Origin of the sequence: Sedimentitalea todarodis, assembly GCF_032595355.1 — a bacterium.
In the GTDB taxonomy this organism is placed as follows: Bacteria; Pseudomonadota; Alphaproteobacteria; order Rhodobacterales; family Rhodobacteraceae; genus Sedimentitalea; species Sedimentitalea todarodis.
Genome location: NZ_JASMWN010000020.1, coordinates 1 through 15,738, shown reverse-complemented (window position 1 = coordinate 15,738; position 15,738 = coordinate 1). Strand labels below are relative to the sequence as shown.

The window sequence follows — 15,738 nt, the reverse complement described above, 5'->3', positions numbered from 1 at the left end:
ACCGATTGCATACGTCTCAGTCTATGTGATGCGCATGGATGTGAGTGATGAGGATCTGGCAGTCGCTGCGGCCCGGGGAGACCGGGCGGCGTTTTCGGTGTTGGTCGAGCGATCCTATGACCGGATGTTCGGCCTTGCCTTTCGCCTGACCGGATCGCGCGCCGAGGCCGAGGATCTGACGCAGGACATATGCGCCGCTCTGCCTGCCAAGATCGCACGTTTTGGCGGGAAGGCGCGGTTTACCACATGGCTCTACCGGGTCGTGGTGAACGCGGCCCATGACCGGCGCCGAAGATTTGCCAGCCACGCCCGCGCCGCCGATGGCTGGGGCACGTGGGAGATTGCGCGCCGCGAGGCTGACGCGGAAACCGCAGAACAGGTTGATTGGCTGGTACACGCCATGCGTGGGCTGTCGGATGATTTGCGTGATACGCTGGCGCTGGTTCTGGACGACATGACTCATGCGCAGGCTGCCGAAATCCTGAACATTTCCGAAGGCACGGTGAGTTGGCGCATTTCCGAGGCCAAGAAGAGGTTGAAAGCCACGCGGATGAAGGAGGACCAGGCATGACCGACGATCTCGACGATCTCAGGGCCGCGATGCGTGCAGCGACCCCAGACGCGGATGCCGCGACCAGGGCGGCGCATCTGGCATTGGCACAGAAAAATTTCGAAATGCTCCAAGAATCGCGCGATCCGACGCGTCCCATATCCGATGGCTCGAAAACGGGCCTCTGGACAGGAGTGAAGACCATGCTGAACACGTTTACATCCCGCGCGGCACTGACTGCGACAACGGCCATTGTTGCAGTTGCCTTTGTGGCACTGACCCCGATGCGCGACGTTTTGATCCCGACCCAAGGCCCGCAGTTCGAGCGCGCGCCTGCGGTGCCGTCGCAAGAGCGCGACAGGGTTGCAGACGCGATGGCGCCAATTGCCGGGGAACCCCGTGCCGAAATACTGTTCGCCGAAGATGAAGCGGATGTTGCGCCTGCGGCCAGCCGTCTCTCCAAGACGCTTGCGGCGCCTGCTCCCTCCGCTGCTGAAGGCTATGCGATCGCACCAGTACCGCAGCCGGATGTCGCCCTGCGCCCCGAAGCAGACACCGAAGCCTTTGCGAATGCCGACTCCAACCCTCTTCAGATCACGGAAGAGAGCCCCGTTTCGACGTTCTCCATAGATGTAGACACAGTATCCTATTCGGTTCTGCGCAATTCATTGATGCAAGGCTATTTGCCGACCGCCGAGATGGTTCGGATTGAGGAACTCGTGAACTATTTTCCCTATGACTATGCCGCGCCCGACGGGAACGTGCCGTTTCAACCGACGGTATCGGTCAGTCAGACGCCATGGAACCCGGACACGCAGCTGGTTCACATCGGTATCCAGGGTGCGCTTCCCGATGTTGCGGATCGGCCGCCGCTGAACCTGGTGTTCCTGATCGATACGTCCGGTTCGATGGATCAGGCGAACAAGCTGCCGCTGCTCAAACAGTCCTTTGCGCTCATGCTGGGGCAGCTACGTGACGAAGATCAGGTTGCGATCGTGACTTACGCAGGCAGCGCGGGGCAGGTTCTGGAACCCACTGCCGCCTCTGACCGGCAAACGATCATGGCGGCATTGAACCGGCTGGATGCAGGTGGGTCCACGGCGGGACAGGCCGGGCTACAGCAAGCCTATGCAACCGCCGCCGCCATGGCCGCAGAGGGCGAGGTCAGCCGCGTGATCCTGGCGACGGATGGAGATTTCAACGTGGGGCTCTCGGATCCGTCCGCGTTGAAGGACTTCATCGCGGACAAGCGCGACAGCGGCACCTATCTCAGCGTTCTGGGGTTTGGCCGGGGCAATCTGGATGATGCAACGATGCAGGCGCTTGCACAGAATGGAAACGGGCAGGCGGCCTATATCGACACGCTGGCAGAGGCGCAGAAAGTTCTTGTCGATCAGTTGACGGGTGCGTTGTTTCCCATTGCCAATGACGTCAAGATTCAGGTCGAATTCAACCCCGCCACCGTCGCCGAATACCGGCTGATCGGCTACGAAACCCGCGCGTTGCGGCGCGAGGATTTCAACAATGACAAGGTGGATGCAGGCGATATCGGGGCAGGGCACGCGGTGACCGCGCTCTATGAAATCACCCCGGTCGGCTCACCGGCTCAACTGAGCGATCCACTGCGCTACGGGGCCGCGCCAGAGGCCGGGTCAGGCGATGAACTGGGATTTCTGCGGTTGCGCTACAAGACGCCGGGCAGTGACACCAGCAACCTGATCGAAACGGCGATCACCACCGATCTGCCCGCGCAAGCCGATACCGGCTTTGCCATGGCGATTGCAGGGTTCGGGCAACTCCTGCGCGGTGGGACCTACCTGGGCAACTGGGGCTATGATGCGGCCATCGATCTGGCCACGGCAAACAAGGGTGTTGATGCGTATGGATATCGCACCGAGGCCATACAGCTGATGCGCCTGGCACAGAGCCTTTCCGCACAATAGGCAATCGCCCGGCCCGACGCTTTACGTCGGGTCGGGGCTGTAAATGCGCCAGTTCCGGCTAGGCTGACCTGACCTGCACCAAGCTCTGAGGCGCCAGATGCCAAAATCCGTCCGCGACATCCCCGAGTTTCCGGCCTATGTCGAAGGTCAGACCGACCATGAGTTCATGGCCGCGGCGCGCGCGCAGGGGCCGCTGGCGCGAAATCGACTGGGGATCATCTCGGGGTTCTCTCTGGCAAACATGGACATGATCAACGACGATCGCTGGACGCGGCAGATCGAGTTGGAGGGCCTGTTCGTCTCGGGCGTGCGTGACGGGCCAATGTTCGATTTTCAGCGGAACGCCTTGCTGTTTTCCAATGGCCAGACTCACCGCAACCGGCGCGGCCCATTGGTGCGCAGCTTTGCGAACAAGGTCATCGCCGAGATGCGCCCCAATATCGCGGCCCGGAGCCGTTCGCTGGTCGCAACCTTGCGTGGGGCCGGGTCGATCGATTTTGTGGAGGCCATTGCCGGCCCATTTCCGGCGCAGGTCATCGCTGCGATTATCGGAGCCTCGGAGGATGACACCGGCATGTTCGCGCGCCATGTCTACTCCGCGATTCGCGGTTTGTCGCATTGTTCCGACGAGATACGAGCCGAGTCCGATGCCGACATGGCCGCCTTGGACTCCTATGTCGCCGATCTGATCGCGCCGCGCCGCGCCTGTCCCGAGACGGATTTCCTGAGCACATATCTGGAGCGTGTCAAAGACGGCCCGCTGACCGAGGACGAAGTGCGCGCGCAGCTAGCGGCGCTGGTGCTTGCCGGTTCGGACACGACACGTGGTGCGCTGACGTCAACAGTGTCCCAACTCCTGCAACATCCCGAGCAATGGGCCTTGTTGGTCGAAGATCCGGATCGCTGGGCCGAAGCGGCAGTTCTGGAAGGGTTGCGATTTGACCCGGTGATCGGGTCTTTGCCCCGAATCACGCTCGAACCGCGCGAGATTGAGGGTTTTCTCATCCCCAAGGGCAGTTTCGTCGCGGTCTCCATGCTGACAGCGTTGCGCGATCCGGATGTCTATCGCGATCCAGATCGTTTCAACATCACCCGAACGGACCACCCGCGACTGCATCCGGTTTTTGGCGGTGGTCCACATCGCTGTCTGGGCGAGGCGTTGGCACGGATCGAGCTGGAGGAGGCGCTCAAGACACTCGTCCGGATGGTGCCAGACATGCAACTGGATGGCCCGCCTGTCCGCCTTCGCGGCTATGGTGCGGTGCGCAATCTGAGCGGCATGAGCGTGCTGATCTGAGGTCAGGACGCAAGAACCCCGCACCTGTCTGACCAGATGCGGGGTATGCGTCTATCCGAGGAAAGTCAGAAGGACGATGAGTGCGTTTCGCGTTTGACTTGGGTCATCCGACATCACCTGGCGCATTGAAATCTATGATTTCGGGCAGCGTTGGGTGATGTCGGTTGCCAAGTGAAACGCCTCAGTTCACGGCTTTGGCGTCTACGACGTCGGTCTCGACCGGCTTTCTGCTGACGCTGGCGATCTCGATCCGGCGCGGTTTCAATGCCTCGGGGATCTCGCGTGTCAGGTCGATGTGCAGCATGCCATCCGCATGGCTGGCGCCGGTCACGCGCACATGTTCCGCGAGATGGAACCGGCGCTCGAAAGCGCGGGTCGCGATTCCACGATGCAGATAGGTGCGTTCGTCGTCGTCCTCGGCCTTGCGTGCGGCGACCACGAGGGCATTTTCCTTGACATCGACGCTCAGATCGCTGTCCGAGAATCCGGCAACGGCAATGGAAATCCGATAGGAATCAGCAGCGGTCTTTTCGATGTTGTAGGGGGGGTAGCTGGATTGGCTGACATCATTGGTCATGACGCGATCCATCAGATCGGCGATTTGGTCAAAACCCACGGTGGCGCGGTGCAGCGGTGCAAAGTCAAAATTACGCATGATCGTTATCCTCATTCGTTGAGCGATTTCCGAGAGCCCTCCATCATGGACGGGCCTGATTGCTTGGCGGAACCCGGTATGGCGTTCCGACACCAGTGATGTGGGGAGCCAAAAACGCGGTTTCAAGACCTTTAGTTGCGGATAAATTTTGCGCCTGTGGATTGGTTCCGGTCGCCAACCGACAACCGCTTGATCTGGTCGGGCACAGGTCGTGGCGCGTTGCGCAGTTGTACCTTGAGACGGGCAACATTGGCGGGCAGGTACGGGCCCAATGACACCGGGTGGCCATCCAGGGTGCCGACGCCCGAAATGACGGACACAATGCGGCCACGCGAACCGACCAGTGCAAAGACCGGGGCCCCGGAGGAGCCGAAGGTCACGTCACAGTCAAAGGCCATCACATCGTCCGTGGCCGCTATGATGTTGCAGCTTCGTTGCCGCGACAGAGCTTCGGATCGGCCCTGTCCATAGGACGTGACACTTACCGTGGTGCCAATGGCCTGTCCGGAATGAAGGATGAACGGGTCTGCATCGCTGCTGACGATCGGTTTTGCGAGCCGGAGCAGCGCCACGTCGTGGCGCACCTGTTCAGTAGTCAGCGCAGCACCCGGAACGAATTGTTCCGTTACCGCGATCTGTGAAACCGCGCGTTCGGCAATGGCGACGCCATCGCGCAGGCCGGCACGAAACGATGGCGTTTGTGGATCGTGTAAGACGTTCGTCTGTTTGTCATAGACGCAATGGGCCGCAGTCAGAACGAGGTCCGGCGCGATCAGGGTGCCGCTGCAATAGCCGCGCCCCCGGATGTCGAGCCGGCCAACGGCTTCCCACCCCAACAGGTCATCACGGTCACTTAGCCGGGTCAATCTCGTCGACTGTGCATTTGCGAGCGCGGGCAAGAGGAACAGGCTCGCGATCGCCAGAACGACAGAGTATCGAATTGCGACGGTCATGGTCTGATAAACTTGGCGCCGGTGTCCCGCCGTGCGCCGCCGACGGTGATCCGGCTCGTTCTTGGCGCGACGGGCACGGCAAATCCGTCGCCGTTCTCAAGTTGCGCCTTCAGGTGTGCAAGCGGTTCGGTCAGATCGGTGCCAAGGGCAACACGCTGCCCTTGCACCTCGGCCTTGGCAGACACCACCGACACGATACGTGGCGCCTCTCCGGAAAACGAAAAGATCGGGGCACCCGAAGAGCCATGATCGACATCGCAGGACATGATCAACATGCCCTCCTGTCGGGCCATCACCTTGCATACTTCTTGCAGCGAGGGCGCATTGGCCCGGTCCTTGGCATAGGACACGACGCCAACCTCGTCGCCACGGCGCGGGCGATCGGATGTGTCAAACGGCACCACGGTCGTATTGCGGATCGGTTGTTGCAGTTCCAACAGCGCCAGATCGTTCCGAACCCGTGTCGACGTCACATCCTGATCATAGACATAATCGGGATGGACCACAGCACGGCGCACCTGCCGATAGGCCGAAGCACGACCGTTGCGCCAGCCGGCGAGGAATTCAAACGATCCGGGATCAATTCGTGTTTTTGTCGGCCTGTCAAACATGCAATGCGCGGCGGTCAGTACAAGATCGGGTGCAATCAGCGCACCGGTGCAGAACCCCGCCCCGTTAATGTCGAGCCGTCCGACCGCATCCCACTGGCGACCCGAATCGGTGGTCTCCAATCGCTCGAGCACGGCGTCCTGCGCCGATGCCGCAGGCGGGATCAGGATGAACACGAGACAGACAAGCCAGTGGCGCACTCAACCACCTCCAAAGGGTACCCAGGCAAAGGATACGCAAGTGTTGCGGCGAAACTTGGGCGCCTGCAAGTGTTACCTGAGGCTGGGCACCGCGACATCGGTTCCGTGATCTGCTGTCATCGCCGGGGGCTGAGGCCCGCCCGTGGCCCAATCCAGAAGTTCGACGGTGTGCACGATGGGAACACCCGCACCGGTCCCAAGTTGCATCATGCAGCCGATGTTGCCCGCAGCGATGATATCAGGCGACTTTGCCCTAAGCGTGCGCAGCTTGCGCGCCTTGAGCTCCGCCGAAATCTTGGGCTGCATCAGATTGTATGTACCTGCAGACCCGCAGCAGAGGTGGCTGTCGGCGGGTTCGACCACCGTAAACCCGGCGCGTTTCAGCAGGGTTTTGGGATAGGTCTTGATCTGCTGCCCATGCTGAAGCGAACAGGCGGCATGATAGGCGACAACCATATCCTTTGGCGCGGATTCGGGAATATCAAGGCGCGTGAGGATCTCGCTCACGTCCATTGCGATCTTCGATACCCGCACCGCATCTGCCGCCAGAGGATCATTGCGGAACATATGGCCGTAATCCTTGACAGTGGTGCCGCAACCGGAGGTGTTGATGACGATGGCGTCCAGCCCTTCGCCGTCCATTTCCGCCGCCCAAGCGCGGATGTTTTTGGCTGCGGTCGCATGGCTCTCGTCGGTCTTGCCCATGTGATGGGTCAACGCCCCACAGCATCCGGCCCCGCGCGCCACGACCACGTCGCAGCCAAAGCGCCGCAGGATGCGGATCGTGGCGTCGTTGATATCGGTATTCAGGGCTTTTTGCGCACAGCCTGTCATCAGAGCCACGCGCATTCGTTTGGGTCCGGTGGCGGTGAAACTCTGTGGATCGTCGTTTCGGCTGACCGGGGGGATCGTCTTGGGCGCCATGTCCAGCATCGCCCGCAGCCGCGCATCAGGCATCAGCCGGGCAAGAGGCCGCCCGATCCTGGCCCCAAGCAATGCGAGCCGGAACCTTGTGGGATAAGGCAGAATGCGGGCCAGTATCCAACGCAGCGCACGGTCGCTGAACGGGCGCTTGTACCGGTCCTCGATATAGGCGCGGGCATGGTCGACCAGATGCATGTAATGCACCCCGGACGGACAGGTCGTCATGCAGGCCAGACAACTCAGGCAGCGGTCGATATGCAGAACGGTGCGTTCATCCGGGACGCGTTCGTTTTCGAGCATGTCCTTGATCTGATAAATCCGGCCGCGCGGGCTGTCGAGTTCGTCGCCGAGCACTTGATAGGTCGGGCAGGTCGCAGTGCAAAACCCGCAATGCACGCAGGATCGCAGTATCTCGTTGCTGCGCCGGATTGCGGGATCATTCAACTGTTCCGGGGTAAAGGTCGTCTGCATGGATCAGGTTCTCCCCATCAGGCCCGGATTGAAAATGCCGCGCGGGTCGAACTTCGCGCGCAGGCCTGCGCTGATTGCCTCGAGCGCGGGCGATTGGGGATGAAACATGCCCAACGCCGCGCGGGTTTCGTCGTCCGCGCGGATCAATGTAGCGTGGCCATCCATTTCGCCCGCCCGCGCGCGCAGGTCGGTGCCCGCTGGCATGCGCGCCCAGATCAAACCGCCGCCCCAGTCCAACAGCAGTGCATCGGCATTCAGCCTGCCGGCAATCTCGGGCGCGTCCGATGGTTTCACCGACAACCGCCAGACGTCGCCCGGTGCATGCGCGAACATCGCGACATCGCGAATCTGCTTCCAGAGACTCGCGGAGTCGTCTGCGTCTTCAATGATCTCAACCGTGCCTTGACCATTGAGCAGATCCGTCAATCGTCCAATGCGATAGGCGACCGAGTCTGAAAACCCTTCAACCCGGATCATGACCCGGTCTGCCTGCGGATCAAACGCCGCGCCCGACACCTCGAACGGCGATCCGAGTGCAGCAGACATGGTGCGGACTGCCTGCGCAGTTCCAACGCCATTGATCGTCACGGTGCCCTGCGTCTGGGAGCGCGGCAAGACCTTGAGCGAGACTTGCGTCAACACACCCAGCGTACCCCAGCTGCCTGCCATCAACTTGACCAGATCATACCCTGTCACGTTCTTCATCACCCGACCGCCATTCTTGATGACGGTCCCGGTGCCATCGACATAGCGGACGCCCAATAGAAAATCGCGGCATGCCCCGGCCTGTATCCGGCGCGGTCCAGAAATATTTCCTGCCACGACTCCGCCGATGGTTGGTTCTCCTGCGGTCCCTAACAGCGACCGATGATCCATCGGCTCAAACGCCAGCCGCTGGTTTTCCGTGGCCAGCAGGCGATCAATCTCCGCGACCGGCGTGCCCGCTGCGACCACCAACGTCAGTGCACCCGGCTCGTACAGGTCCACTCCGGTCAAACCCGCTGTGCTCAACACGTCGCCCGACGGGCGCACACCGCGTGTTCCGCCGCCCCGTATCGCCAGCGGCCGGCTTGCGGCAGCAATCATACCGGCCAGTTCGGCCTCGGTTTCAATGGTGTTCATACTGATCTTGCCTCATTGGTTCTGAGGGGCAATGGCGTGTCGTAGACGTTTCATGCGGCGATATCTGTCGATCGCCGTGTTTCGGATACGGAGAGTGGAAAGACCTTGGCCGGGTTCAACAGCCATGCCGGATCGAAGACGTCCTTGACGGCCATCTGCGCCTCGAGATCCTCGGGCGCGTATTGATGCAGCATCAGGTCGCGCTTTTCTATGCCGACACCGTGTTCGCCCGTCAGGCAGCCGCCAACATCGACACATAGCTTGAGGATTTCGGCCCCAAGTGCCTCGCACCGTTCAAGATCGCCCGGTTTGTTGGCATCAAACAGGATCAGCGGGTGCATGTTGCCATCGCCCGCATGAAACACGTTGCCGACCTCAAGGCCGACATCCTTGGCCATTTCGCCGATACGGCGCAAAACCTCGGGCAGAGCCGACACCGGGATCGTCCCGTCCAGGCACATGTAATCGTTGATCTGCCCGATTGCGCCAAAGGCGCTCTTGCGGCCGAGCCAGATGCGGGCGCTTTCCTCCGGCGATTTACTCTCCCGCAGTTCGACCGGGTTGTGCCTGCGCGCGATCTCGATGATCTTGGCCAATTGCGAGTCGATTTCGGCCTCGGACCCCTCGACCTCGACGATCAACAAAGCTTCGCAATCCGGGTATCCGGCGTTGGCGAAGGCATCGCTGGTGCGGATGCACAGGCGATCCATGAACTCGATGGCAACGGGCAGGACGCCGGCCTTGATGATGTCGCTCACGCAGGCGCCGGCAACTTCGCTATCGTCAAATCCCATCAGGACGGGGCGTGCACCTTCGGGTTTACGCAGAATACGCAGAGTTGCCTCGGTCACCACGCCAAGCTGGCCTTCGGACCCGCAGACCAATCCCAACAAATCAAGCCCTGCGGCGTCCAGGTGCCCGCCGCCGATTTCGACAACGGCACCGTCCATCATCACCATCGTGACGCCCAACAGGTTGTTGGTGGTGACACCGTATTTCAGACAATGCGCCCCGCCGGAATTCATCGCGATATTGCCTGCAATCGCGCAGGCAAGTTGGCTGGACGGATCGGGTGCGTAAAAGAAATCCTCTTCTTCGACCGCTCCGGTGACGGACAGGTTGGTACGACCGGACTGCACCCGGATGATGCGGTTGTCATAGTCGGTTTCCAGCACGTCATTCATCCGTGCAACGCCCAGGATCACACAATCTGCGGTTGGCAACGATCCTCCGGCCAGCGACGTCCCCGCACCCCTGGGAACCACCGGAACACCCTCCTGATGGCAGATGCGAAGTACGTCGGACACCTCCTCTGTCGAGGCGGGTAGTACGGCCAGCATCGGTGGACACCGATAGGCAGTCAGCGCATCGCATTCATAGGCACGCGTTTCCGCAAGTTCATGGATGATCGCGTCAGCAGGCAACACCTCTGACAACCGTTCGATCAGGCGGACCTTGCGAGCCAGTACAGCAGGGTTGGGGGTAGGCATTTCCATACGGATCTCCATTTTGGTAAAAATATATTACCAATTTAACGGTCTGGCAAGTGATTTAGAAGCATCCTACTGTCGCACGATGACCGTTGCACAGACCTTTGACCTGTTTTCCCCGCTCGATTTTGCCGCTCTCGCCTGGTTGTTCCTTGGGGCGATGTGGATCGGGTGGAGGATCGAATCGCCGCCCAAGGACCAACCTTCGGTATCAATTCTCATGGTGAGTTTTCGGCGCGACTGGATGCGCAACATGGTGTCGAGAGAACCGCGCGTCTTTGATGCACAACTGATAGGTAACTTGAGGCAGGGGACGGCTTTTTTCGCCTCGGCCACTATGATCGCGATCGGCGGCACGTTGGCCGTGATGGGAAACACCGAACAACTCGCCGGCCTGGTCACGGACCTGACCCAGGGCAATGCGCCGTCGATTGTGTGGGAGATCAAGGTGCTGCTGGTGCTGCTGCTGTTGGCAAACGCGTTTCTCAAGTTTGTCTGGGCGCATCGCCTTTTCGGATATTGCGCCGTTCTGATGGCGTCGGTGCCCAATGATCCGGCAGATCCACGCGCCTATCCGCGCGCCGAACAGGCGGCGGAGGTCAATATCACTGCTGCGCGCAGCTATAACCGGGCAATGCGATCGGTCTATTTCGCGCTGTCTGCCGTTGCCTGGCTGCTGGGGCCGGTGGCATTGATGATTGGAGTGGTTCTGACCACAGCGGTGATCTATCGGCGCGAATTTGCGTCGGAGTCGCGCACATTCTTGCTGCGCACTCCCTCTGATGCAGGATCGCAGTCACCGGTATAGAGCGTATGGCGCCAAAATTGGACGCCCGAGGTGTCGAATTCCATATTACCAGACAGCGCTACATGGCTCAGGTTTCACGCGAAACCCTGTAGCGGTAAGATTTTGCCGTGATCGCCGTTATTGAGCTTTCAGACTCCTTGACAGGATCACATCGGGAACCACCAGTGCTTCGATCAATTCCTTGCACAAGCCGTCGCATTCGGAACACCCGATACAGGGACCGTTCAGCTTGGCAATTTCGGTGGTCAGGGCGGTGGTGCGCGGCGCTTCGGCAATATGGCGACTGATAAACATAGACAACTCCAATACACGTATCATTCGGGAAAATAACCCGGTTGTGAGGCAAAAATAAGTCCCTCGTGATTCTAAGCCTATCACGTCTTGTCGATTCAGCAAAATTCTTTGAGTCTCGGGCCCGCACCCAGCAGGTCGCGGCGCTCAGAGTCTCACATGCTGCGGAGCGCGAACCAGGGTTGTCAGTTTGGCAACAGGAACAGCGTGATTGCAGGGAACATGACCAGGATCACGACGCGGACGAGATCAGAGCCGACAAAGAACAACACTGCCTTGTAGGTTTCGACCATCGGCGTCTTGCGATCCATCGCGTTGATTATGAACAGGTTCATGCCAACCGGTGGCGTGATCAGGCCAACCTCGACGACGATCAGAACAAGAATGCCGAACCAGATCGCAACATGTTCCGCGCTCATCCCGAAATCAAGCACACTGATCACCGGGAAAAAGATCGGGATGGTCAGCAGGATCATAGACAGGCTGTCCATCAGACAGCCAAAGAGCAGATAGAACACGAGAATCAGCGAGAGAACCATCCAAGGGCTCAACCCTTGGCTCACGACGAAATTCGAGAGTTCCTGCGGCACCTGCGTCAGTGCAAGAAAGCCGTTGTAGAACCCCGCCCCGAGAACGATGAAGAAGACCATCGCAGTGGATCGCGCCGTGACATAAAAGCTCTCTATCAGTGTCGAGAAGGTCAGCCCGCCGTTGAGAAACGCGATCAGCCCTGTGCCTGCGGCCCCGACTGCGGCGCCTTCGGTAGGGGTGAACCAGCCGAGATAGATGCCACCAACCACCAGGCCGAACACAAGCAGGACGGGCCAGACCCGCAACAACGCGCTGAACCGTTCGCCGTAGGGAACCGGGGGGCGGGTGCCGGCGGAATCGGGATACAGACGCACATAGATCGAGATTGCGATGACATAGCCAAGCGCGGCCAACAGCCCCGGAATGAAAGCCGCGAGAAACAGCTTGGCGATATTCTGTTCGGTCAGGATGGCATAGATCACCAGCACCACCGAAGGCGGGATCAGGATACCCAGCGTGCCACCGGCGGCCAAAGTCGCGGTCGAAAACCCGCCCGCATAGCCATATTGGCGCAGTTCCGGCAGTGCGACACGGCCCATTGTGGCGGCAGTTGCAAGCGAGCTGCCGCAGATGGCACCGAACCCGGCACAGGCCCCGATGGAGGCCATCGCCACACCGCCCTTGCGGTGACCAAGAAACCCTTCAGCGGCCTTGAACAGGGCCGAGGACATGCCGCCCAGCGTCGCGAAATGCCCCATCAATAGGAACATCGGCACGATGCTGAGCGAATAGCTTGAGAAAGTTGTATAGGTTTCGTTCTTGAGCCGCGAGAACGCCACGTTGGTGCCATCGGTAACGATCACGAGGCCGACCAGTCCGACGACGAACATTGCCAGACCAATCGGCACCCGCAAGAAGATCAGGACCATGAGCGCTGGAAATGACGCGATGCCGATTTCAAGCGCGCTCATGCGTCTGCCTCCATGCCGTCCACGATGACGATCCGGCCGGTAGAGAATTCGTAAATCCGGACCGCCGCGACATATACTCCGACAATTGCGGAGACCACGGCGCCAAAGAGGCTGGCGGCATAGGCCCACCAGGTCGGGAACTGCAGCAGAAAGCTGGTTTCGCCATAGCGCATCTTGCTCGCCATGCCGTCATAGAGCTTGACGGCGATCAGGATCAGGACAGCGGCGAAAACGGTTTCGGTGACCATGCGCAGGAAGCGGTTCACGCGGGCGGAAAGCGTACTGGTGAAAATATCGACCGACGCATGCCCCGCCGTGATCTGACAAAGAGGAATAAAGGCAAAGATGGCAAAGGCGACACCGGATTCGACCAGTTCGAAATCGCCGTTCACCGGGCCGACTCCGATCTCGATCATCCAGTTCGAGAATTCCGGCAGGAGGCCTTGCATGAAATCCTTGTGGAAAAATCCATTCAACAGACGTCCGGCGATGGAAATGCAGGTCAGCAGAATGAGCGCGCTCAGGGCAATTCCGCCCAGCACGGCCATGAACCGGGCGAGACTCATCATTATCTTGTGCATGTTCCTACCCTGTCCATCACGAGCCAAATGGGACCGCCGCGTATCTCACACGACGGTCCAGACCAGCGGTTGCCGGTTTAGTCGGTGTACTGCTCGATCAGTGTCTTGGCTTCGTCGATCAGGGCCTGACCGTCGATTCCCTTGCTGTCCATGTCGGCCACCCACTCTTCATAGATGGGCTGGCTGGCGTCTTTCCAGACAGCGGTCTGCTCGGCATCCAGGGTGATGATGTTGTTGCCCATGTCGGCCGCGATCTGACGCGCGGGTCCATCGGAATCTTCCTGTGTACCGCCCGCAAAGATCGAGAATTCGAGACCGGAATTGTCGTCGATCACCTTTTTCAGGTCGTCAGGCAGGCTCTCGTACTTGTCCTTGTTCATGGCCAGAACAAACGTGAGCACGTAAAGGGCGTTGCCGGTGAACTCGGTGTGGTTCGTGACCAGTTCGGGCACCTTCAGCGCGGGAGTCACTTCCCATGGAATCGTGGTTCCGTCGATCACACCCTTGGACAGACCCTCGGGAATGGCGGGCACCGGCATGCCGACCGGGGTTGCGCCCAGTTCCGACAGCAGCGAGTTGATCGATCGCGAGCCGCCACGGATTTTCATGCCGCGCAGGTCATCCGGCGTCGCGACAGGGTCCTTTGTGTGGAACATGCCGGGGCCATGCACCCAGGCACCGAGTATATGAACGTCCTGGAAATCGGTGTCTTTCCAGTGCTTTTCGAACATTTCCCAATAGGCTCGGCTGGCGGCACGGGCATTGGTCATCATGAACGGCAGTTCAAACACCTCGGTGCCGGGGAAACGGCCCGGCGTATATCCGACCACGGTCCAGACGATATCGGCGACGCCATCAACCGCCTGGTCCATCAACTCGGGCGGGCGGCCGCCAAGCTGCATTGACGGGTAGCGGTCGATCTTGATGCGACCGTCCGAGTCCGCTTCGATCTTGTCCGCCCAAACGTCCAGAATCAGCTTGGGCACATTGGCCTGCGCTGGCAGAAATTGATGCAGTTTCAACGTGACTTCCTGCGCCATCGCCGAGGTCGCGGCAAACCCGGTGGACAATGCAGCCACTGCAGCCGCCCCCGCCAGGTTCAGCAGATTTCTCCGACTGATCATATATTCTCTCCCTGATTTCTTCGTGTTTTGCTTTTAGGACGTTTTGACCATGAACGGCAACAACGACGCAACACGACATTTGTGTGAAGCGTGATCATTTGGCTGATTTGCCAAGGTATCGTTGGTAAACCCCCTGACGGAACCTGGTTTGTTGCGGATCACGAAACAGGTCCATAGGGTGGAGAGTGCACCGGAAATCCGGCAGGGCGCAGGCGGTGATGCAGGCGCGGGTTACGCGGTGGAGCATTGGCTCGACGCTGCCCTTTCAATCCAGAGACGTGAGTGTCAGCTGGATCGGATCAAGCCCGTCGATGCCGCCCTCGATGACATCGCCCGCCACAACCGGGCCAACGCCGGCAGGCGTTCCGGTGAGAATCAGATCACCGGGTCGCAAGTGGTAAAAGCCGGAGAGGTGGGCGATGATCTCGTCGAGTTTCCAGATCAATTCCGCAAGCGTTCCATCCTGCTTGGTCTCTCCGTTGACCGAGAGGTGGATGCGCTGATCCCTGATCGGGGCGAGATCCACCGCTCTGGTCATCGGGGCGAAAACGGCGGAGTTCTCGACATCCTTGCCAAGTGACCAGGGGCGTTGCTTGGCCCGTTCGCTGAGTTGCAGATCGCGCCGGGTCATGTCGAGCGCGCAACAATAGCCATAGATCGCATCCTGCGCCTGTTCTCGGGTGGCGCGAAACACCGGTGCGCCGATCGCCAGCGCCAGTTCCACTTCGTAGTGATAGTTTTCGGTTCCCGGCGGATAGGGTGCGCTGGTCCCGCTCAGCACCGCGGACGCAGGAGACTTGGTGAAATAGAAAGGTTTCTCCCGATCCACCGCGATGCCCATTTCAGCGGCATGCGCCGCATAATTGCGCCCGACACAAAAGATGCGCCCGATCGGATAGGTGGCGGTTTCGCCACGAACCGGGATGCCGGGCACCGGAGGCAGGGGAAAAAGGCTGTCGCTCATCCGGTTGGTGTCCTTGTGGCACATGTCGTGTTCTTGCTGTTTCCATGAAACAGGTACGGCCCGGTTTTTCAAGGGCGACTGCCTGTGGGTCTGGCAGACCGTCGCCTGGGCGGCGGTTTGCGCGGCACCGGTCCGTGCGGAATTGGTGTTGGGTGTTACTCTGCGACAATTGCCGTTGCGGGTTCTACCTTGACAGCGGCGAATTTGAATTCGGGGATTTTGCCGTATGGGTCGACGGCGGGGTTGGTGAGGAT

15 protein-coding genes are annotated in these 15,738 nt (G+C 60.1%); 4 read left to right on the top strand and 11 right to left on the bottom strand.

Going from position 1 to position 15,738, the window contains the following annotated elements; translation table 11 throughout:
- The first annotated feature begins 34 nt into the window (after positions 1–34).
- The 3 genes from QO231_RS19965 to QO231_RS19955 all read left to right on the top strand — a co-directional run bounded on the left by QO231_RS19965 (position 35) and on the right by QO231_RS19955 (position 3,790).
- Positions 35–571 (top strand): RNA polymerase sigma factor, encoded by a 537-nt coding sequence (locus QO231_RS19965; protein WP_316780592.1) that lies wholly within the window; start codon positions 35–37, stop codon positions 569–571.
- A complete protein-coding gene (locus tag QO231_RS19960; RefSeq protein ID WP_316780589.1) occupies positions 568–2,493 on the top strand; it encodes a vWA domain-containing protein in 1,926 nt (641 codons plus the stop codon). Before QO231_RS19965 ends, QO231_RS19960 begins: the two co-directional genes overlap by 4 nt.
- 97 nt (positions 2,494–2,590) lie before the next feature.
- Positions 2,591–3,790 (top strand): cytochrome P450, encoded by a 1,200-nt coding sequence (locus tag QO231_RS19955; RefSeq protein ID WP_316780588.1) that lies wholly within the window; start codon positions 2,591–2,593, stop codon positions 3,788–3,790.
- Positions 3,791–3,971: 181 nt separating this feature from the next.
- Here the strand turns inward: QO231_RS19955 and QO231_RS19950 are convergent, their stop codons facing one another.
- From QO231_RS19950 to QO231_RS19925, 6 genes are all read right to left on the bottom strand, one after another.
- Entirely contained in the window at positions 3,972–4,445 is a 474-nt protein-coding gene (locus tag QO231_RS19950; RefSeq protein ID WP_316780585.1) for an Hsp20 family protein, read from the bottom strand.
- Between the two features lie 131 nt (positions 4,446–4,576).
- Positions 4,577–5,398: a trypsin-like serine peptidase gene (locus QO231_RS19945; protein ID WP_316780583.1), complete on the bottom strand. Its 822-nt coding sequence runs from the start codon at positions 5,396–5,398 to the stop codon at positions 4,577–4,579.
- Complete coding sequence (locus tag QO231_RS19940) at positions 5,395–6,207, bottom strand: trypsin-like serine peptidase (protein WP_316780580.1); 813 nt, start codon at positions 6,205–6,207, stop codon at positions 5,395–5,397. The genes QO231_RS19945 and QO231_RS19940 overlap by 4 nt, the downstream gene beginning before the upstream one ends.
- A 72-nt stretch (positions 6,208–6,279) precedes the next feature.
- Entirely contained in the window at positions 6,280–7,602 is a 1,323-nt protein-coding gene (gene glcF / locus QO231_RS19935; RefSeq protein ID WP_316780578.1) for a glycolate oxidase subunit GlcF, read from the bottom strand.
- Between the two features lie 3 nt (positions 7,603–7,605).
- Positions 7,606–8,724, bottom strand: a complete 1,119-nt coding sequence (locus tag QO231_RS19930) for an FAD-binding protein (protein WP_316780575.1) — start codon at positions 8,722–8,724, stop codon at positions 7,606–7,608.
- Between the two features lie 50 nt (positions 8,725–8,774).
- Complete coding sequence (locus tag QO231_RS19925; protein WP_316780573.1) at positions 8,775–10,220, bottom strand: FAD-linked oxidase C-terminal domain-containing protein; 1,446 nt, start codon at positions 10,218–10,220, stop codon at positions 8,775–8,777.
- 79 nt (positions 10,221–10,299) lie between these two features.
- On the opposite strand from QO231_RS19925, the gene QO231_RS19920 reads away from it, so the two are divergent.
- Positions 10,300–11,022, top strand: a complete 723-nt coding sequence (locus QO231_RS19920; protein ID WP_316780571.1) for a DUF599 domain-containing protein — start codon at positions 10,300–10,302, stop codon at positions 11,020–11,022.
- 117 nt (positions 11,023–11,139) lie between these two features.
- Here the strand turns inward: QO231_RS19920 and QO231_RS19915 are convergent, their stop codons facing one another.
- From QO231_RS19915 to QO231_RS19895, 5 genes are all read right to left on the bottom strand, one after another.
- Positions 11,140–11,316 (bottom strand): hypothetical protein, encoded by a 177-nt coding sequence (locus tag QO231_RS19915; protein ID WP_316780568.1) that lies wholly within the window; start codon positions 11,314–11,316, stop codon positions 11,140–11,142.
- Positions 11,317–11,498: 182 nt separating this feature from the next.
- Positions 11,499–12,815, bottom strand: coding sequence for a TRAP transporter large permease (locus QO231_RS19910; protein WP_316780565.1), 1,317 nt, complete (start codon positions 12,813–12,815; stop codon positions 11,499–11,501).
- Complete coding sequence (locus QO231_RS19905) at positions 12,812–13,396, bottom strand: TRAP transporter small permease (protein WP_316780562.1); 585 nt, start codon at positions 13,394–13,396, stop codon at positions 12,812–12,814. Before QO231_RS19905 ends, QO231_RS19910 begins: the two co-directional genes overlap by 4 nt.
- A 77-nt stretch (positions 13,397–13,473) precedes the next feature.
- Positions 13,474–14,520: a TRAP transporter substrate-binding protein gene (locus QO231_RS19900; protein ID WP_316780560.1), complete on the bottom strand. Its 1,047-nt coding sequence runs from the start codon at positions 14,518–14,520 to the stop codon at positions 13,474–13,476.
- Positions 14,521–14,785: 265 nt separating this feature from the next.
- On the bottom strand, positions 14,786–15,484 hold the full coding sequence (locus QO231_RS19895) for a fumarylacetoacetate hydrolase family protein (RefSeq protein ID WP_316780556.1): 699 nt from the start codon (positions 15,482–15,484) through the stop codon (positions 14,786–14,788).
- Positions 15,485–15,738: the final 254 nt, after the last annotated feature.